This is a genomic window from Asticcacaulis sp., assembly GCF_020217185.1.
Taxonomy (GTDB): Bacteria; Pseudomonadota; Alphaproteobacteria; order Caulobacterales; family Caulobacteraceae; genus Asticcacaulis.
On record NZ_JAIWNX010000305.1, the window covers coordinates 1 to 18036 of the forward strand.

Annotated in this window: 19 protein-coding genes; 9 read left to right on the top strand and 10 right to left on the bottom strand. The window is 62.7% G+C overall.

Annotated elements, in window-relative coordinates:
• Window positions 1-89: 89 nt before the first annotated feature.
• Complete coding sequence (locus LDL37_RS15670; protein ID WP_290799748.1) at window positions 90-1517, bottom strand: helix-turn-helix transcriptional regulator; 1428 nt, start codon at window positions 1515-1517, stop codon at window positions 90-92.
• Between the two features lie 327 nt (window positions 1518-1844).
• On the opposite strand from LDL37_RS15670, the gene LDL37_RS15675 reads away from it, so the two are divergent.
• The 5 genes from LDL37_RS15675 (at window position 1845) to LDL37_RS15695 (ending at window position 4512) form a co-directional block, all read left to right on the top strand.
• Window positions 1845-2024, top strand: coding sequence for a hypothetical protein (locus LDL37_RS15675; RefSeq protein ID WP_290799749.1), 180 nt, complete (start codon window positions 1845-1847; stop codon window positions 2022-2024).
• Window positions 2021-3310 carry an isocitrate lyase gene (aceA, locus tag LDL37_RS15680; protein ID WP_290799750.1) on the top strand — a complete coding sequence of 430 codons (1290 nt, stop codon included), beginning with the start codon at window positions 2021-2023 and terminating at the stop codon, window positions 3308-3310. Before LDL37_RS15675 ends, aceA begins: the two co-directional genes overlap by 4 nt.
• Before the next feature lie 169 nt (window positions 3311-3479).
• Window positions 3480-3689 (top strand): hypothetical protein, encoded by a 210-nt coding sequence (locus LDL37_RS15685; protein WP_272742530.1) that lies wholly within the window; start codon window positions 3480-3482, stop codon window positions 3687-3689.
• A gap of 143 nt (window positions 3690-3832) precedes the next feature.
• Window positions 3833-4045 carry a zinc-finger domain-containing protein gene (locus LDL37_RS15690; protein ID WP_126421587.1) on the top strand — a complete coding sequence of 71 codons (213 nt, stop codon included), beginning with the start codon at window positions 3833-3835 and terminating at the stop codon, window positions 4043-4045.
• Window positions 4045-4512 carry a lactoylglutathione lyase gene (locus LDL37_RS15695; protein ID WP_290799752.1) on the top strand — a complete coding sequence of 156 codons (468 nt, stop codon included), beginning with the start codon at window positions 4045-4047 and terminating at the stop codon, window positions 4510-4512. Before LDL37_RS15690 ends, LDL37_RS15695 begins: the two co-directional genes overlap by 1 nt.
• Window positions 4513-4624: 112 nt before the next feature.
• Here LDL37_RS15695 and LDL37_RS15700 read toward each other — a convergent pair whose 3' ends face one another.
• Window positions 4625-5059 (bottom strand): OsmC family peroxiredoxin, encoded by a 435-nt coding sequence (locus tag LDL37_RS15700; RefSeq protein WP_290799754.1) that lies wholly within the window; start codon window positions 5057-5059, stop codon window positions 4625-4627.
• A 244-nt stretch (window positions 5060-5303) separates the two neighbouring features.
• Between LDL37_RS15700 and LDL37_RS15705 the strand changes: the two genes are divergently transcribed.
• Window positions 5304-6065 (top strand): class II glutamine amidotransferase, encoded by a 762-nt coding sequence (locus tag LDL37_RS15705; protein ID WP_290799756.1) that lies wholly within the window; start codon window positions 5304-5306, stop codon window positions 6063-6065.
• A 157-nt stretch (window positions 6066-6222) separates the two neighbouring features.
• Entirely contained in the window at window positions 6223-7194 is a 972-nt protein-coding gene (locus LDL37_RS15710) for a quinone oxidoreductase (RefSeq protein WP_290799757.1), read from the top strand.
• Here the strand turns inward: LDL37_RS15710 and LDL37_RS15715 are convergent.
• Window positions 7191-7775 (bottom strand): pyridoxamine 5'-phosphate oxidase family protein, encoded by a 585-nt coding sequence (locus tag LDL37_RS15715; protein ID WP_290799759.1) that lies wholly within the window; start codon window positions 7773-7775, stop codon window positions 7191-7193. The genes LDL37_RS15710 and LDL37_RS15715 overlap by 4 nt on opposite strands.
• 123 nt (window positions 7776-7898) lie before the next feature.
• Here LDL37_RS15715 and LDL37_RS15720 point away from each other — a divergent pair, with 123 nt between their 5' ends.
• The gene (locus LDL37_RS15720) at window positions 7899-8285 is read left to right on the top strand and encodes an OsmC family protein (protein WP_290799761.1); all 387 of its coding nucleotides are present in this window, start codon (window positions 7899-7901) and stop codon (window positions 8283-8285) included.
• On the opposite strand, the gene dinB is transcribed toward LDL37_RS15720, so the two are convergent.
• The 6 genes from dinB to LDL37_RS15750 all read right to left on the bottom strand — a co-directional run bounded on the left by dinB (window position 8282) and on the right by LDL37_RS15750 (window position 14080).
• The gene (gene dinB / locus LDL37_RS15725; RefSeq protein ID WP_290799763.1) at window positions 8282-9370 is read right to left on the bottom strand and encodes a DNA polymerase IV; all 1089 of its coding nucleotides are present in this window, start codon (window positions 9368-9370) and stop codon (window positions 8282-8284) included. The two genes, LDL37_RS15720 and dinB, sit on opposite strands and share 4 nt — an antisense overlap.
• Before the next feature lie 72 nt (window positions 9371-9442).
• Complete coding sequence (gene ada / locus LDL37_RS15730) at window positions 9443-10495, bottom strand: bifunctional DNA-binding transcriptional regulator/O6-methylguanine-DNA methyltransferase Ada (RefSeq protein WP_290799765.1); 1053 nt, start codon at window positions 10493-10495, stop codon at window positions 9443-9445.
• A 106-nt stretch (window positions 10496-10601) separates the two neighbouring features.
• Window positions 10602-11006 carry a PTS sugar transporter subunit IIA gene (locus tag LDL37_RS15735; RefSeq protein WP_290799767.1) on the bottom strand — a complete coding sequence of 135 codons (405 nt, stop codon included), beginning with the start codon at window positions 11004-11006 and terminating at the stop codon, window positions 10602-10604.
• Window positions 11007-11161: 155 nt separating this feature from the next.
• Window positions 11162-11590: an HPr kinase/phosphatase C-terminal domain-containing protein gene (locus LDL37_RS15740; protein ID WP_290799769.1), complete on the bottom strand. Its 429-nt coding sequence runs from the start codon at window positions 11588-11590 to the stop codon at window positions 11162-11164.
• 57 nt (window positions 11591-11647) lie between these two features.
• Window positions 11648-13228 carry a stimulus-sensing domain-containing protein gene (locus LDL37_RS15745; RefSeq protein ID WP_290799771.1) on the bottom strand — a complete coding sequence of 527 codons (1581 nt, stop codon included), beginning with the start codon at window positions 13226-13228 and terminating at the stop codon, window positions 11648-11650.
• Window positions 13229-13369: 141 nt separating this feature from the next.
• The gene (locus LDL37_RS15750; RefSeq protein WP_290799773.1) at window positions 13370-14080 is read right to left on the bottom strand and encodes a response regulator transcription factor; all 711 of its coding nucleotides are present in this window, start codon (window positions 14078-14080) and stop codon (window positions 13370-13372) included.
• A 219-nt stretch (window positions 14081-14299) separates the two neighbouring features.
• Here LDL37_RS15750 and LDL37_RS15755 point away from each other — a divergent pair, with 219 nt between their 5' ends.
• A complete protein-coding gene (locus LDL37_RS15755; RefSeq protein ID WP_290799775.1) occupies window positions 14300-16009 on the top strand; it encodes a hypothetical protein in 1710 nt (569 codons plus the stop codon).
• A 13-nt stretch (window positions 16010-16022) separates the two neighbouring features.
• On the opposite strand, the gene LDL37_RS15760 is transcribed toward LDL37_RS15755, so the two are convergent.
• Window positions 16023-17705 (bottom strand): methyl-accepting chemotaxis protein, encoded by a 1683-nt coding sequence (locus LDL37_RS15760; protein WP_290799777.1) that lies wholly within the window; start codon window positions 17703-17705, stop codon window positions 16023-16025.
• Window positions 17706-18036: the final 331 nt, after the last annotated feature.

The window sequence follows — 18036 nt, forward strand, 5'->3', positions numbered from 1 at the left end:
TTCGCTCTAAATTTTTGTTTTGTCGCGATGTTTTTGCGGAAAACCGCTCACACTTTTGGCTTCGCCGAACTTCGTTTCCGCACATCGCTCTAAAACGGAAATGCCGTGGCCGACTTGATCCACTCATCGACGGACAGGGTCTTGGTCACCGGCGGGGCGGCGCGTTCGCGGCAGTTGGGCCGCTCACACAGCCGGCACATGGGGCCGGTTTCGACCGCTGCCGGGTTTGAGAGGTCGAGCCCCTTCGCATAGACCAGCTTGTCGGCGTATTTCAGCTCACAGCCCAGCCCCAGCGCCTGCTCGCTATAGGCCCCGCCGTCCCAGCCGCGCAGGCCCCGGTCGAGCGTGCGCGCCAGCGTGAAATAGCGCGACCGCTCGCCGCTCGGGCTTGCGGGGGTCTCGATCACCTGGGTGAGGATGCGGCCCGGCGACTGAAAGGCCTGATGCAGGTTCCAGCGCGGGCAGGCCCCGCCAAAGCGCGAAAAGGGAAACTTTCCCGCCGCAAAGCGTTTGGAGACATTGCCTGCGGAATCTATCCGCATCATGAAAAAGGGCACGCCGCGGCGGCCGGGCTGCGACAGGGTGGTCAGGCGGTGCGCCGCCTGCTCGAAACTGACGCCGAACGGGGCGCGTAAAAGCTCCAGATCGTAGCCACAGGCTTCGGCCGCGTCGTGAAAGCGGCCATAGGGCATCAGGGTCGCCGCCGTCAGATAGTTGAGCAACGCGATCTTGAACAGGCGCGCCGAGGCGAGGTCCGGGGCCTTGGCGCGTTCGACGCGCGCATTCAGCTCCGCGCCGTATAGCGACAGGGCCAGTTGATAGACGATGGCAAAGACGCGCGAGGAGGGGGCCAGCGTCTCCGACAGCATCAGACGGCGCCGGTGCGGATCGTAGCGCCGCTGATAGATCAGCATGACCGAGGCGGGCATGAAGCGCACCCCGATGCCAAATTCACTTTGCAATCGGCGTTCGGCGGCGGCTTCGAGCGTGTGCGGATCACCGCCCAGCGCCTCGAACAAGGCCTCGCCGCGCGCATCGAAGTCCGGGAAGTGGTTATTGGCGGACTGCACCTGATCGCGGGTCCAGTCGGCGGGCGAGTGTTCGTTGAGGATTTCCGCTGAACTGAGGTCGATCACCTCACGCACCTTGCGCTCCTTATAGGCGCGGTACAGCCGCAGCATGGCCTCGGCCACCGTGGGAGAGGCGGCGACCAGATCGGCGATTTCGCGGCGCGGCGCGTGCAGGTCCTTGAACAGCGGATCGCTCAGCACCTCGGCCAGATCGGCCTCACCCGACGGATCGGCCTCCGAGGTGAAGCTGCGCATATCGAGATCATAGGTCGAGGCCAGCTTCAACAGCACCTGCGCCGTCACCGGGCGCTGATTGCGCTCCAGATGATTGAGGTAGGAGGGCGACACGCCAAGGTCTTCGGCCATGCGCGTCTGGGTCAGGTTCAGGTCGTGCCGCAGGCGTTTGAGGCGGCCGCCCAGGAAGAGTTTGCGATCAAGTTCGGACATGGCTCTCACTCTCCTCCCTATCGCGGCAGCGATGGGGAGGTGGATGCGAACGCAGTGAGCAGACGGAGGGGGGTAACGCCAGAATGTTCAGCGCGTTCCATCTTCGCCGTCATCCCCCTCCACCGCTGCGCTTCGCTGGCGGTCCCCCTCCCCATGCCTTCGGCACAGGGAGGAGAAGGTCATTTAGTCACAAATTTACAAAATGAGCAAGGTCGCGTTTTGCCAAATGACGCGGCATTCACCCGCTAATCTCTACTTTTTCGCTGATTTTCGGCGCTTAATCGTCCCATCACCAGCGCGGCCCGGCCGCCGGAAAGGAGACGTATTATGACAAATTCACCCATCTTCACACCGTTCCTGAGCCCGTTCGACCTTGTGGCCGTCTATGCGTCCTCCTTCGGCGCGGCGGCCGTCCTGTCGCGTCAGGCCGCCCTGATGGCCCATCGCGAAAGCCTCAATCCCACCACCCCCCGGCCTGAGCGTCGGGATATGGAGACCCTGTCATGACCACTTTCGAGCAACTGGTGCCCAATGCCCCCAAGGGGCGCTTCGACGGCATTACCCGTCCGTACACGCCGCAGGAGGTCGAAAAGTTGCGGGGTTCGGTGTGGGTCCGCAACACGCTGGCCGAGCGCGGGGCCAACCGCCTGTGGCAGCTCCTGCACGAGGAGCCCTTTATCAATGCGCTGGGGGCCGTCACCGGCAATCAGGCCATGCAGATGGTGCGCGCCGGGCTTAAGGCCATCTACCTGTCTGGCTGGCAGGTGGCGGCGGATGCCAACACGGCTTCGGCCATGTATCCGGATCAGTCGCTGTACCCGGCCAATGCCGCCCCGGAACTGTGCCGCCGCATCAACCGCACGCTTCAGCGCGCCGATCAGATCGAGCATTCTGAGGGTGGCGTGAAACGCGACTGGTTCGCGCCCATCGTCGCCGATGCCGAGGCCGGTTTTGGCGGGCCGCTCAACAGCTTTGAGATCATGAAGGCCTTTATCGAGGCCGGGGCGGCGGGCGTGCATTTCGAGGATCAACTGGCTTCGGAAAAGAAGTGCGGCCACCTCGGCGGCAAGGTGCTGATCCCGACCCAGGCGCATGAGCGCAACCTGATCGCGGCGCGTCTGGCGGCCGATGTGATGGGCGTGCCGACGCTGACTGTGGCGCGCACCGATGCCGAGTCGGCGCAACTGATCACCTCGGACATTGATGAGCGCGACCATCCGTTCATCGACCGCGACAGCCGCACGCCGGAAGGCTTTTTCCGCCTGAAGGCCGGGACGGGGCTCGATCACTGTATCGCGCGCGGTCTGGCCTATGCCAAATACGCCGATCTGCTGTGGTGGGAAACCTCGCACCCGGACCTCGACGACGCGCGCCGCTTTGCCGAGGCCGTGCACAGGGTCCATCCGGGCAAGCTTCTGGCCTATAACTGTTCGCCGTCCTTCAACTGGAAGGCCAGGCTGGACGAGGCGACGATCGCCAAATTCCAGCGCGAGTTAGGGGCTATGGGCTACAAGTTCCAGTTCGTGACGCTGGCCGGCTTCCACTCGCTGAATAACGGCATGTTCGAGCTGGCCTCCGGTTACCGCGACCGCGGCATGGCGGCCTATTCCGAGCTTCAGCAGCGCGAATTCGCCAATGAGGCGGCGGGCTATACCGCTACCCGCCACCAGCGCGAGGTCGGCACCGGCTATTTCGACAAGATCGCCATGACCATCACCAATGGTCAGTCCTCGACCACCGCGCTGAAGGACTCGACCGAAACCGCTCAGTTTCAGGCTGAGCCCGCAGAGTAACCCCCTTCATAGTAAAACCCGCGCAGTAATTCCGAAAGGAATGCTTCAGCATTTCTTTCGGCAAGGCCGACTGGCCGCCCGAGACTTTGTGCTCAAAGAGCGAAGCGTTAGCACGCTTCTATGGGCGAGGAGCCATGCGGCGTTTGAACACAATAAAGGAGAGTGCCGTATGAACGCCTACACCCGTCCTGATGCCATTATCGACTTCTGCCTCGCGCCGCTGAACCTCAATGCGGATGCGGCCGCCACGCAGGAAACCCGTCGTCGCCTTGAACACGTCCTGCGCACCTATCAGCTCAGGCTGGCGCAGCCGGTCGAGGTCGATTTCACCCGTATGCCGACCCTGACCATCAATGAGGCGGCCCACGGGTACGAGTAGGGGCGTCACCCCTGACACAAATGACGCCTTTTCCACCTGCCCCTTCGCTGAACCTCGGCGGAGGGGCTTTGTTCATTTGACGCGCGGCGCGGCTTTCAGTAAGGCTTGCCCTGATCTCCCTGAGTTAGCTGGGCCTTATATCTATGAGCACCGTTCCTCCTCCCGAAGTCATCTATGTCGATGGTCACAAGGTCGCCTGCAATGGCGGCGGTGGCGCGCTGGGTCACCCGCTGGTCTATCTGGAACTGGGGGCCAATGGTGAGGTCGAATGCGGCTATTGCGACCGCAAGTTCGTGCATAAGGACCACGCGCACGAGTACCAAAGCCCGGCACCGCGCCCCGAAGGCGATCATTGATGCGTTATCTTCACACCATGGTCCGGGTGAAGGATCTGGACGCGGCGCTCGATTTCTATTGCCGCGGTCTGGGTCTGTTTGAGGTGCGCCGCACGGTGAGCGAAAAGGGCCGCTTTACGCTGGTCTTTCTGGCCGCGCCGCTCGATTCGGCCACAGCGACCGTCAATGGTGGCGACCGCGCCGCGCCGCATGTCGAGCTGACCTATAACTGGCCCGACGAAAACGGTAAGGTCGAAGACTATACGGGCGGGCGTAATTTCGGGCACCTGGCCTATGAGGTCGATGACATCTACGCCGCCTGTCAGCACCTGATGGATATGGGCGTGGTGATCAACCGCCCGCCGCGCGATGGCAATATGGCCTTTGTGCGCTCTCCGGATGGTATCAGCATCGAACTGCTGCAAAAGGGGGCACCCAAGGCCCCGCAGGAACCGTGGGCCAGTATGCCCAATACAGGGAGCTGGTAGGGTTTTTGCCACGAAGAACACGAAAAAGCCGTTCGGAATGCCGGGCGGCTTTTTTAATGGTCGATGAACTTCGGCATCCCTCCCTGCCGTACGCAGGGAGGGACGCCATGCCTTAGACCAGTTGAGCCTCAAGCGCGATCGGCACCGAGGCCAGCGCCTTGGAGATGGGACAGTTGGCCTTGGCCCCGGCGGCCAGTTCCTCAAACTGGTCGGCCGACACACCCGGTACCTGAGCCTTCAGTCTCAGCGTGATGGCGGTGATGGAAAAGCCCGCTTCGGAGGGCGTCACTTCAACCACGGCTTCGGTTTCCAGCAGTTCCGCCGTGAACCCGGCCTTGGCCAGGGCGAATGACAGGGCCATGGTGAAGCAGCCGGAATGCGCCGCTGCGATCAGTTCTTCCGGATTGGTCCCGGCCTTACCCTCTTCATCGCCGAAGCGGGTTTTGAAGCTGTAGGGCTGGGCCGTGAAGGCGCCGCTTTGGGTGGTGAGCGTGCCGGTGCCGGTCATGCCGTCGCCGCGCCATTGGGCTGTTGCCGTGCGTTTCATCAGAAGTCTCCATCGAGAGCCTCATGCCGAAACGTGTGAAGGGGTTTTCGGAAACACATGAGGCGTTGCAAAAAACAAAGCGGCCCCAACGCGGCCAATACCGGAACGATTGGTAGACCGGGATGTGTAAACGGGCAATCCTGTTGCGTATCTCTTCTTACCCAAGGCAATAGAAAGCCTCGTTTGCCGGTTGGGGCGTTCGCCTGTTACAGGTGAGACGAGACTTACGTTCGGGTATTGAGACATGTGCGAACTTCTGGGCATGAGCGCCAATGTGCCCACCGACATCCGCTTTTCCTTTACGGCCCTGGCCAAACGCGGTGGAGCCACCGGTCCGCACGCCGATGGTTGGGGCATCAGCTTCTATGAGCAAAAGGGGTGTCGTAATTTCCACGACCCGAACCCGTCGGCGACGTCCGAGCTGGCGGCTCTGGTGCGTGACTACCCCATCAAGTCCAAGACGGTCATCGCCCATGTGCGCAAGGCCAATCGCGGTCGCGTGGCGCTGGAAAACACCCACCCCTTCACCCGCGAACTGTGGGGCCGGGCGTGGACCTTCGCCCACAATGGCCAGCTCAAAGGCGTCAAAGCCCTGCCGCTGAGCTTTTTCCGCCCGATCGGCACGACCGACTCCGAACACGCCTTCTGCTGGATACTCGATCAACTGGTCCGCAAATATATGGACTATCCGCCGGCCCGCGTGCTGGACAAGGAGGTCAAGCGGTTGTTCGGTGAGCTGCGTAAGATGGGCGTTTTCAATGCCTTGCTGACCGATGGACGGTCACTTTACGCCAGTTGCTCAAAGAAACTGACCTATATACAGCGCCGCGCCCCCTTCGGCCGTGCCACCCTGATCGACGCTGAGATGCAGGTCGATTTCGCACAGGAAACCACACCGGACGACAAGGTCATCATCATCGCCACCCAGCCCCTCACCCACGATGAGGTGTGGACAGCGGTCGAACCGGGATCATCGCTGATTTTCCGCGCCGGCGAGGTGGTTTAATCTCCTCCCTGCGCCTTGGCGTGGGGAGGTGGATTTTGGAGCGTAGCGACAAAAGACGGAGGGGGCGAAGCCTCGGAGTCAGCCCCCTCCGTCATCGCCATAAATGGCGCTGACACCTCCCCATTGCTGCGCAACAGGGAGGAGGAAAGAAACGATTATGACCATAGCCATTCGCGTGCATCAGACCGGCGGACCGGAGGTCCTCAGCGTCGAACAGATCGAGGTCGGCGATCCGGGGCCCGGTGAGGCGCGCGTGCGTCACACCGCCATCGGCGTCAACTTCATCGACACCTATTTCCGTTCGGGCCTCTATAAGACCGCTCTGCCCTTTGTGCCGGGCAATGAAGGGGCGGGCATAGTTGAAGCCGTGGGCAAAGGCGTCGATTTTATCGAACCCGGCGACCGGGTGGTCTATTCGGCGACGCCCGGCGGCTATGCGCAAACGCGCCTGATCGCTGCCGACAAGCTGATCCCCATTCCCGACGGCATCAGCGACGAAGTGGCGGCGGCGGCCTTTCTCAAAGGGTTGACCGCGCAATATCTGTTGCGCCGCACCTTTCGCGTCGGGCCGGGACATACGGTCTTGCTCCACGCGGCGGCCGGGGGCGTCGGGCTGATCGCCGGGCAATGGGCCAGGGCGCTGGGGGCCACGGTGATCGGCACCGCCGGTTCTGAGGCCAAGATCGAACTGGCGCGCCAGAATGGCTATGACCATCTGATCAACTACCGCACCGAAGATTTCGTCGCCCGCGTTCTGGAGATTACGGACGGACGCAAGGTCGATGTGGTGTACGACTCGGTGGGCAGGGACACGTTTGACGGATCGCTGGAGGTTCTCAAGCCGCTGGGCCTGATGGTGTCGTTCGGACAGTCGTCGGGTGCCGTGCCGCCGGTCGATATTTCGGTGCTGAATACGAAGGGTTCGCTGTTCCTGACGCGGCCTTCGGTGTTTGGTTATAACCGCGACCGGGGAACGCTTGTTGAGTCCGCGGCGGACCTGTTTGAGGTCATCCTGAACGGCAAGGTCCGTGTACGGATTGATCAGCGTTTCGCGCTGACCGAGGCGCGCGCGGCCCACGAAGCGCTGGAGAGCCGCGCCACCACCGGCAGCACCTTGCTTATCCCTTAACCCACCGGATCGCGCGGCGTGAAGGCGAGCGGATCGGCCCGATCGTCTGTGTGCGGAGCCAAATCGGGGATGTCCAAATCGGCATGGCCGTGGTCGCCGGGGTCGGCGCGTTCACCCGTGGCCATGGCCTGAAGGAAGGCGATGCCGGCGGCAATCAGGCCGGGGCTGTCCCAGAATTCGGCCTCGCTGGCGTCGAACCGCAGCAGGCGCAGGTTGGGATCGTCCTTGCCACCGGGGAACCACGCCTTGTCCGCCGCCGACCACAGTTCGTCGATAATGGCCGGGTCGCGGCTGATGCTCACCGTGCCGTTCAGGGCGACATAGTTGTGACCCTTCGGATCAGAAAAGGTCAGCAGGGCCGCCGGATTGGCGTCGATTTCCGCCATCTTGCCCGTATCGGCCCCGGTGAAAAACCACAGAACGCCGTCAAAGGCCTTGTCTTCGGGGTGGCGGATCTGCGGCATCATGGGCCGCGCGTGCAGCAGGCCGGTCGCGGCGTGCGTCGCCAGCATGGCCACCTTGGTGTCCTTGATCAGGGACCAGATACGTTCGCGGGCCTCTTGGCCATACAGGGTCGTCATGCGTTGCCTCTTTTGGTTTACTGGCGCCCCACCGCCGCTGTCTATTTGCGGTGCGTGCCCGTAAAATAGCCATAGGAAGGGACGCCCCGCGCATATAGTCTGCCGACAAAACGGAGACCCCTCATGGCCCATGCCCGCGCCCATATCGGCACCACAGACTTTCTCACCACCATCGAAACCGGCGGACGCACCCTCAGCGCCGACGAGCCCGAAGCCCTGGGCGGCGGCAATGCCGGGTTTGCCCCCTACGATTTGCTGCTGGCCTCGCTGGCCGCCTGCACCTGCATCACGCTGCGTATGTATGCCGCGCGCAAGGGCTGGCCGCTGGAGGCTATTGATGTGGAACTGCACCACAGCAAGGACGACAAACGCTCAAAAATCACGCGCGTCCTGACCCTGACGGGGGCGCTGGACGAGGCCCAGAGAGCGCGACTGGCCGAGGTGGTCGAACGCACGCCGGTCACTCTGACGCTCAAAGAAGGTGCGGATATCGCCACCACGTTTAATTAAATGGCCAGCGACAATTGCTGAGGTTCGGCCTGCGCCTCCGTGCCGCCCAGCGACGACAGGGTGACGCCCAGCAGACGGATGCCTTTGGCGATCGGAAAGACGCTTTCGAGCAGGCCGCCCGACAGGCGCGCCAGTTCGTCCTTGTTGAGCACGGTAGCGGCTGCCGTGTGGCTGCGGGTGATCTGCTGGAAGTCGGTATATTTGACCTTCAGCGTCACAGTACGCCCGCGCGTGCCGTGCTGATCGCAGTAGCGCCACACCTTGTCCACGATGGGTGAAAGGGCTGCGCGCGCGGCCTCCAGCGAAAAGATGTCCTGAAAGAAGGTGTTTTCCGCCCCCACCGACTTGCGCACCCGGTCGGGCTGCACGCGGCGATGGTCGATGCCGCGCGCGATATTGTAGTAATAGTCGCCCGACACGCCGAAATGCTTTTGCAGAAAGGCCAGGTCCTGCGCCTTGAGATCGGCCCCGGTCAGGATGCCCAGCCGGTTCATCTTCTCTTCGGTGGCCGGGCCGATGCCGTGGAAGCGCCCCACCATCAGGGTTTCGACAAACTCAGGCCCCATGCGCGGCGTGATGACGTAAAGCCCGTCCGGCTTGCGATAGTCCGAGGCCATCTTGGCCAGAAACTTGTTATAGGACACGCCCGCCGAAGCCGTCAGCCCGGTCGCCAGCTTGATCCGTGCCCGGATTTCCTGCGCGATCAGGGTCGCCGAGGCGATGGCCTTGTGATTGTGCGTAACATCAAGATAGGCCTCATCGAGCGACAGCGGTTCCACCAGCTCCGTATAGTCCTCGAAAATCTCGCGGATCTGCTTCGATACGGCTTTGTAGGCGTCAAAGCGCGGCTTAACGAAGATCAGGTCCGGGCATTTGCGTCGCGCCGTCACCGACGGCATGGCCGAGCGGATGCCGTATTTGCGCGCCTCATACGAGGCCGCCGCCACGACGCCGCGTTCCAGCCCGCCCACCGCCACGGGCTTACCGCGCAGATCGGGATTATCGCGCTGTTCCACAGAGGCGTAGAAGGCATCCATATCCACATGGATGATCTTGCGCAGGGGTTCGATGTTCTCGTTTTCCATGGTGCGGTTCCGCAGCGTCATTAGAACGTAATGCGAACATAGCACAAAAAGAGAACAAATCAAGCGGTGAGCCTAACGTTCCGCCGCCAGCAGCGCCGCCTTGCGTTCTACGCCCCAGCGATAGCCCGACAGGCTGCCATCTGTGCGCACCACGCGGTGACAGGGGATGGCCACGGCGATCTTGTTGGCGGCGCAGGCCGAGGCCACGGCGCGCACCGCGGCGGGCAAACCGACCCGTTCGGCCAGTTCGCTGTAGGAGACGCGCGTGCCGGCGGGCAGGGCCTGAAGCGCGGCCCACACCTTCTGCTGGAACAGGGTGCCGCGAATATCGAGCGGCAGGTCGAGCGCGGTTTGCGGCGCTTCGATCAGCCCGGCCACACGCGCCATGGTCTCTTCAAACGCCGCGTCCCCACCGATCAGTTCGGCCTTGGGAAAGGCGTCCTGAAGGTCGCGTACCAGCGCCTCCGGGTCGTCGCCCAGAAACACCGCACAGACCCCCTTTTCGCTGCGCGCCACCAGCAGCGCCCCCAGACGCGACTGCCCCACGGCGAAGCGGATCACCTCGGCCACGCCGCCCTTGCGGAAGGTGCGCGGTGACATGCCCAGCGCCTGGGCCGTATCGGCGTAGAAGCGGCTGGGGGCATTGAACCCGGCCTCGTATATGGCTTCGGTCACGCTGCCGCTGGTCTTCAGCGCGGCGCGCATCCGGCCACTGCGATGAGCTCGGGCATAGGCCTTGGGCGTCAGACCGGTGGCCGCCTTGAACACCCGGTGGAAATGAAAGGGACTTAGGCCCGCCCGCTGGGCCAGCGCTTCCAGGGTCGGTTCGACCTCGGCGGTTTCGATTTCGCGGCAGGCCTCGGCGATGCGCTGCGCCTGAAGGGCGCGCTGGCCGCCCTGATCGGGCTGGCAGCGTTTGCAGGGGCGAAACCCGGCGGCCTCCGCCTCGGGGCCAGTGGCAAAAAAGCGCACATTCTCAGGCTTTGGCCGTCGCGACGGGCAGGTGCAGCGGCAATAGACGCCGGTGGTCTTCACGGCATAGACAAAAGCGCCGTCCTGCGTCGCATCGCGGGTGGTCACAGCCCGCCAGCGCGGGTCTTCGGTCAGGGCAAAGGCAGCGGTCATGGATGGTTCCTCACTCACCGGATACCTCCATTGTGAATGTTTTGAGCCCCCTGCGCGTCCCGCCGCTTGCGGTCAAATTCGGGTGGTCAAATTCGGGTGGTCACGCTCAGTTGTCACCCGACAGGACGTAAGAGGCGACGGTGACGTATTTGCGCCCGGCCTCCTGCGCGTGCTGCACGCAATCGGGCAGGGCCTCCAGCTTGCGCAGCGTCGCCAGCTTGATCAGCATGGGCAGGTTGAGCCCGGCGATCACCTCGGCCTTGGTCTGCTCCATGACGGAGATGGCCAGATTCGACGGGGTGCCGCCGAACATGTCGGTCAGCAGGATCACACCGTCGCCGCTGTCATTGGCAAAGGTGGCCTTGAGGATGTCCTGACGGCGCTGAGCCACGTCGTCTTCAGGCCCGATACAGATGGCCGTCACCTGATCCTGCGGTCCCACAACGTGTTCCATGGCGGATACAAACTCTTCCGCCAGACCGCCGTGGGTCACGATCACCAGTCCGATCATATAGACGTCATCCCTACACGTGACCGCCCGATTGTCCCGGAGGGGGAGTCCGGGGAGCGGCACAAGAGCCCGATTATAGACCCAATTCACTGCACTGCAAAAAGGTCTTTCGATTTAGGACGAAAATGCGACGGTGCCAAGGGCGATCCGTGGGATCACGACAGAAGACGCAGCCGGGTGAGCAGTTTGGCCACAGTCGAAGCTTCCCTTGGGTTAAGCCTGAGGGTGGGTAAATCATACCCCAGAACGGGGGTCAACTCGGCTTCGGGCAGGCGCTCAGGGGGCGATAATTGGCAATGCACACAAAGGCTTACGCGGGTCAGGGGGCGACGGGGCTGCGGCGTTATGCCGATACCGCGCACCTCCATTCGCCCGGCAATGGTGTCCGGAGCGCTGGCGAAAATGTGATCGCCCGACGCCCACAGGACCGAGTAGTCGTCGCTCACAAGCTGAAACCCAGCCTCCAGCGCGCGCAGGGCGAGATCACTCTTGCCGATGCCCGATGGCCCCATCAGCAGCACGCCCCGCCACTGGCCCCGAATGGGCACGGTCAGCGACGTGGCGTGGAGGATGATTCGGGACAAGTACGGGCTCCGGATAATCATACCTCCCCATCGAAGGCAGGGAGGTATAGGGATGGGTCACTGATACACGTTCGGCAGGGTGATGGTAAAGCGCGCGCCGGCGATGGTGTTATCGCCGTTCAGGCGGTTCTCGGCCCAGATACGGCCACCCTGCGCCTCAATAATCTGCCGCGAGATCGACAGACCCAGACCCGAATTACGCCCGAAATCCGTGCCCTTGGGCCGCGAGGTATAGAAGCGCTGGAAGATGGTCTCCAGATTTTCCGCCGGGATGCCGGGGCCGTCGTCCTCGATCACGATGTGCACCGGGCGCTTCGGGTCGGCGTCGGAATAGGCGACGCAGACGCGCACCGTACCGCCTTCGGGCGAGAAGGAGCGCGCATTGTCGATGACATTGCGGAAGACCTGCCCCAGCGGCCCTTCGCGGCCCATCACCTTCGACGCCGCCGGGGTCAGTTTGCGCTCCAGACTGACCGCCGCCCCCTCGGGCATGTGCTGATAGAGGGAGACAATGTCTTCGAGCAGGGCGCCGACATCGACGGGTTTGGGCACATCGCGCGCCAGTTCGGCATCAAGGCGTGAGGCGTTGGAAATGTCGGTGATCAGCCGGTCGGCGCGGCGCACATCCTGCTGGATGACGGCCATCAGGCGCGCCTTGGCGGCCTCATCCTTCACCAGGCTAAGCGTTTCCAGCGCGCTGCGGATCGAGGTCAGGGGGTTCTTGATCTCATGCGACACGTCGGCGGCGAAGCGGTCGATATCGTCCATGCGCTTTTGCAGCGCTTCGGTCATGGATTGCAGCGAGCGAGCCAGAATCCCCACCTCATCGTGGCGCGACTCCAGATCGGGCAGGGAGAAGGTGCGCGCCTTCTGCATCCGCACGGCATCGGCGGCGTCGGACAGGCGGTGGATGGGCCGGCTGACCAGCCAGTGTAGCAGCAGCGACGAAAACAGGCTGACGCCCAGCGCCACCAGAATAAAGGGCAGCATGGCCCAGCGCTGCGCCGCGACGATGGTGTCCACATCACCGGCTTCGATGGTCAGCACGCCCAGTATGGCCTTGACGCGCTTCAGCGGTACCGAGACGGAAACGACCTTTTCGCCCTTTTCGTTATAGCGCACCGAAGCGACCGGCTCACCGCTCAGGGCCTGTCTGACCTCGGCGTCCAGCGCCTCACGCGCCTTTTCCTGCCGCAGGTTGCGCGCCTTGCGCCGCTCGGTATCGGGGAGGGTGTCCTCGACCGGCGGCAGGCTGCGCACATCAATCTGTTCGGAGACGGAATAGGAGTCGGTGAGGACGTGCCCTTTGGCATCGAACAGGCGGGCGCGCTGCTCTGCGGGGATGAAGCGGCCCAGCACCAGCACGGCGTATTGCGGCTCCAGATAGGGCTCAGGGTCACCGGCAGTGGCGACCTCGGCGATGATCTCGCCCATGGTCTCCGCCTGCGCCATCAGCGACTCCTTGCGGTTGTCGATCAGGCCCTGACGGAATTCATTGAGCACCAGCGCACCGGTGATCAGCACCAGCAGCCCGGCCAGATTGAGCAGCAGAATCAGCCGCCCCAGCCGCGCCCGGAAAAAACCGATGCGCGCAAAGGGCGGCAGAAGGCGACGCTGCGGGGTTTCGGTGCCGGGCATAGTCTATGCCTCCCCATAGGATTGGGGAGGTGGGCTCAACAAGCGCCCCCATCGCCGCAGATCTCCGCCAGTGGCGGCCCGTGCGGCACCCCTCCCCGGCCAGGCCGGGGAGGTATAAGGGAAGCGGGCAAACGGCATGGGTTACACTTCGCGGTAGCGATAGCCTACGCCATAAAGGGTTTCGATGGAGTCGAACTCCTGATCAACCAGCCGGAACTTCTTGCGCATGCGCTTGATGTGGCTGTCGATCGTGCGGTCATCGACATAGACCTGATCGTCATAGGCGGCGTCCATCAGGTTGTCGCGGCTTTTGACGAAGCCCGGACGCTGCGCCAAGGCGTGCAGCAGCAGGAATTCGGTGACGGTCAGGCGCACCGGCTTGCCGTCCCAGGTGCATTCGTGGCGGGCGGCGTCCATGACCAGCTTGCCACGCTTCAGCGACTTGGCGTTCAGCGCTTCCTGCGTTTCCGGCGGCTCGGACTGATCGACGACGCCGGCGCGGCGCAGCACGGCCTTGACGCGCTCCAGCAGCAGGCGCTGCGAGAACGGCTTGTGCATATAGTCGTCGGCGCCAAGGTTGAAGCCCAGCACTTCGTCGATCTCATCGTCCTTCGACGTCAGGATGATCACCGGCAGGTTGGAATTCATACGCAGGCGACGCAGCACCTCCATACCGTCCATGCGCGGCATCTTCACATCAAGGATGGCCAGATCGGGCGGGTCCTTTTCCAGTGCAGCCAGACCGGTCGCGCCGTCGTGATAGGCCTGCACCGTATGTCCGCCGCTTTCCAGCGCCAGCGAAACGCTGGTGACAATGTTTTCGTCATCATCGACAAGGGTAATTCTGGCCATAAGCCCTCCGGTTGTCTTACCTGTGGCGCACCATATAACGCCGTTTACGCCAAAACACTCAATTATTGACCAAATATAGGCCGCTCCGGGGTGATAATCAGGCCCGAACGCCCCTTCAACGTTAATTTAACAGGATTCGTCCATATTTCGACGTGAATGGCAGGGTTTGTGACACGCGGGTCATAAAGAGCCAATTATTGACGTCACGCTTGAGGCTTTATGGCCGGTCAGATCCACTACGAAATCTTTTCGCGCAAGACGCCGCAATCGGGCTGGGTGCTGCAAAACGCGCTGGAAGACCGAGACGCCGCCATCGCGCAGGCGCGTGAGCTGCTGAACGCCCGTCGCGCCGCCGCCATCAAGGTGACCAAGGAAGTCTTTTCCGACGATACCGGGGAATTTCGCACCTATACCGTGCTGACTGAGGGGCTGCCGGAAACACGCAGCAAGCCCAAGGTGGCCAGCAGTGCCGAGCCTGTCTGTACCTCGCCGCAGGACCTCTATAGCCGCCACGCCCGCGAAACCATTGCCCGCGTGCTCGAAGACTGGCTGCGCCGTCAGGGGGCCACCGTGTTCGAACTGCTGCACAGCCCCGTCCTGTGTGAGCGGCTCGACGTTTCGACCAATGACCTGACCCACGCCATCCAGAAGGTCGCCATCCCTGAATCCGAGGAAACGGGGGCCTCGATCCACGAGATCATGCGCCGCTGGACCAATCTGACGGACAGGGCCATCAACCGCGTCATCGGCGACGGCCGCAAAAAGGTATTCGGTGACATCGACCTCAGCGGCGATATCGCGGCTCAGGTTGCGCGTATCGGGCAATCACCTGAGCGCGGCTACGCGTTTGGCGGCGCGGTGGCGAAGCTGATGGGCGCGGACCGCAGTGCCGGACGCAAGCTGATGCCGCTGACGCGTATCGCGGCCGCCATCGTCAGCAAGCCGGAGCTGAAATGGGCGCTCGATGTCATTGAAACGCCCATCGTCGAGCTGTTTGCGCGCAAGGGCGGACTGGCCGAAATGCTGGGCAGCGATATCACTCTGGGGCAAGGTCTGGCTTTTCTGACCCATATGGTCAGCGGTGAAGCCATCGAACGCCTCAGTCAGGTCGATACGGGCATTGGGCGCGCCTTACCGCCACCGCCCGCCCACCTCGAAGAGTTTGCGCGCCTGATCCGCGACGGCCATTTCCGCGACCTGCGCCTTCAGGCCTTTCGCAATGTGCTGGGCGAACTGCGCGGCGTAAAGCGGCTGATGCCGGACAATCCAGTGGGCGAAATCGACCTTCTGCGCGCCATGGCGCTGGCGCTCACGGCCGGCAGCCAGCAGCAGGTCGAGCGCGAAGACATTTCCGACGCCTTTATCGAACGCTCCAAAATGCTGGTGTCGAGTGCTTTTGTCGAAGGCCTGACGCGCGGCGCGCCGCACTGCCTCGAAGAGATCGAGCGCCTGTTGTGGCTGTGCGAGAACGTGGTCGGGGCGGCCAATAAAAAACAGGCGGCGCGCTGGCTGTTGTCGGCCCTGACGGCGCATCGCTTTGAAACCGACCTGCGTGATCCCAAACGCCCGGCGGCGCAGCGGCTTCAGTTGCTGGCCCTGCTGCAACGCCGCATCACCAAGGCGGCGTTGGGGGAAAGCGATACCGAAGCCGCTCATACGCGACTGGGGCAGATCGGCGCGCAGATTGCCGGGGATGTGCAGCTTTTGCCGCAAATCCTAAAAGGCTCCAAGTCACCACTTCAGCGCATGGCCGCCCTGCTGGGGCTGGCCACCGGGCAGTCGGGGCCGCTGGGCGCACTCAGCGAACTGGCCAAGGCTGAGATCATGAAGCAGTTGCGCGCCCCCGATGTGCGCGCCAGCCTGATGGAAGACCCGGCGGCGCTGGTGCGGCTCAAACCCCTGCTGGTGGAGGCCGGTCTGGCGGCATAGGCACCAAACCGGATCAGGCGGCGCGCACCTGCGCCAGGAAGCCGTTGACCTGCGCCTGCAATTTCGCCGCCTGTTGCGCCAGTTCGGATGAAGCGCTGAGCACCTGAGACGCGCCTGTGCCGGTTTCTTCGGCCATGCGGGCGACGCCCGTGATGTTTTGCGTCACCTCAATCGCGCCAGTGGACGCCTGAGTTACGGACAATACGATCTCGCTGGTGGCGGCACCCTGCTGCTCGACCGCGGCGGCGATGGTGGCTGAGGATTCGTTGATGATGCGAATAGTCTGCGAGATGTTTTCGATGGCGCGCACCGCCTGTTCGGTGGTCGCCTGAATACCCGCGATCTGCTGATTGATCTCGGTCGTCGCGTGAGCGGTCTGGGTAGCGAGCGTTTTCACCTCGGCGGCCACAACCGCAAAACCCTTACCGGCTTCACCGGCGCGCGCCGATTCGATGGTGGCATTGAGCGCCAGCAGGTTGGTTTGCGAAGCGATGCTTGAGATCATGTCCACGATGCTGGTGATACGGCCTGCCGCACCCGACAACTCATTGACGATGGCATAGGTGGCTTCGGCCTCGCCCACCGCTTCGCGCGCCTTGCTGAGCGAGTGTCGCACCTGACGGCTGATTTCAGAGATCGACGCCCCCAGTTCTTCAGCTGATCCGGCTACGGAGGTGACACTGCTGCCGGCCTGTTCGGCCGCGGCCGAAACGGACTGCGCCTTTGCCGAGGATTCCTGTGCTGACGCCGACAATTGCGCTGCCGTCGCCTGCATTTCGGTTGCGGCGGAGGACACCATTTCGACCACGCCGCCAATAGCCCCTTCGAAATCGGCTGCCAGATCGCGCATCGCCTGCCTGCGCTGATGCTCGGCGTCTTCGCGAGCCCTGGCCGCTTCGGCTTCCAGCGCGCGGTTGCGGATCAGGCCGTCGCGGAACACTTCGACGGCCGCAGCCATCTGCCCGATTTCGTTGCGTTCGCCCAGATGAGGCACTTTTACCTCGGTCTGACCACCGGACAGAACCTTCATCACGTCGGACATGCGCGCGATCGGCACAGAGACGGCGCGGATCATCAGGAAGCCGATCAGGGCGGCACACAGGGCCGTCACGCCCAGCGCGATCAGGATCAGGGTGCGGGCCGTCGCGCCCTGTTCCATGCCATGAGCGGCGGCCTTGTCGCCGGCCTCCACCTGATAGGCGCGGGCTTCCTGAATATAGTTGCGGAGTTCGCGGGCCTGTGTACGCATCTCTTGCGAGAAATAGGCCTGAGCCGCGGCCATGTCACCGGTATCAATCAGCCCGGCATAATGCGCGCTATTGGCCATATAGGTTTTCAGTTCTGCACGGATTTTTTCCGACTGCGCCCGCTCCTCAGGGCTGGTCAGGTGGCGCGTGCTGCCTTCTATGGCTTGCGACAGTTGAGCCAGCTCCTGATTAACGCTGTCGCGAATTTCCGCCCGTTCGGACTCTGGAACGGTCGTAAGCTGAAGCTGACGAAATCGGGCCAGTTCAAAACTCTGACCGGCTTCGCCCAGACCATGAGAGGCCGGCAGCCAGTGGGTGGCAAGATCATTAAGGGACGCGTTGACGGTGGCCAGACGGTTGATGGCAAACAGACCCAGTCCCAGCGTGCAGGCAAGGACAACCGAAAAGGCAGCGATAATCCGTATCCGGACAGAAATATGTCTGAACATTGTTCCCCCTCTTAATAATTGCGGGCACGCATCCGAACAATTCAAAGAGGAGTGTTATGTGAAAGTGTAAAAACACGGTTAAAGGATTGTATATGCGGACTGCAAAACCTGAGGGGGAAATGCGGCGTGAACTGAAAGGGCGCATACCAAGGGTCATCGAAAATGACTCCTGGTATGCCTTTCGAGAGAGTCTCGTGTCTTCAACGTCCGGATGCAGTCAGCATCTTCGGCCGTTGGTATTAGAGCGATGTGCGGAAACGGAGTTCGGCGAAGCCAAAAGTGTGAGCGGTTTTCCGCAAAAACATCGCGACAAAACAAAAATTTAGAGCGA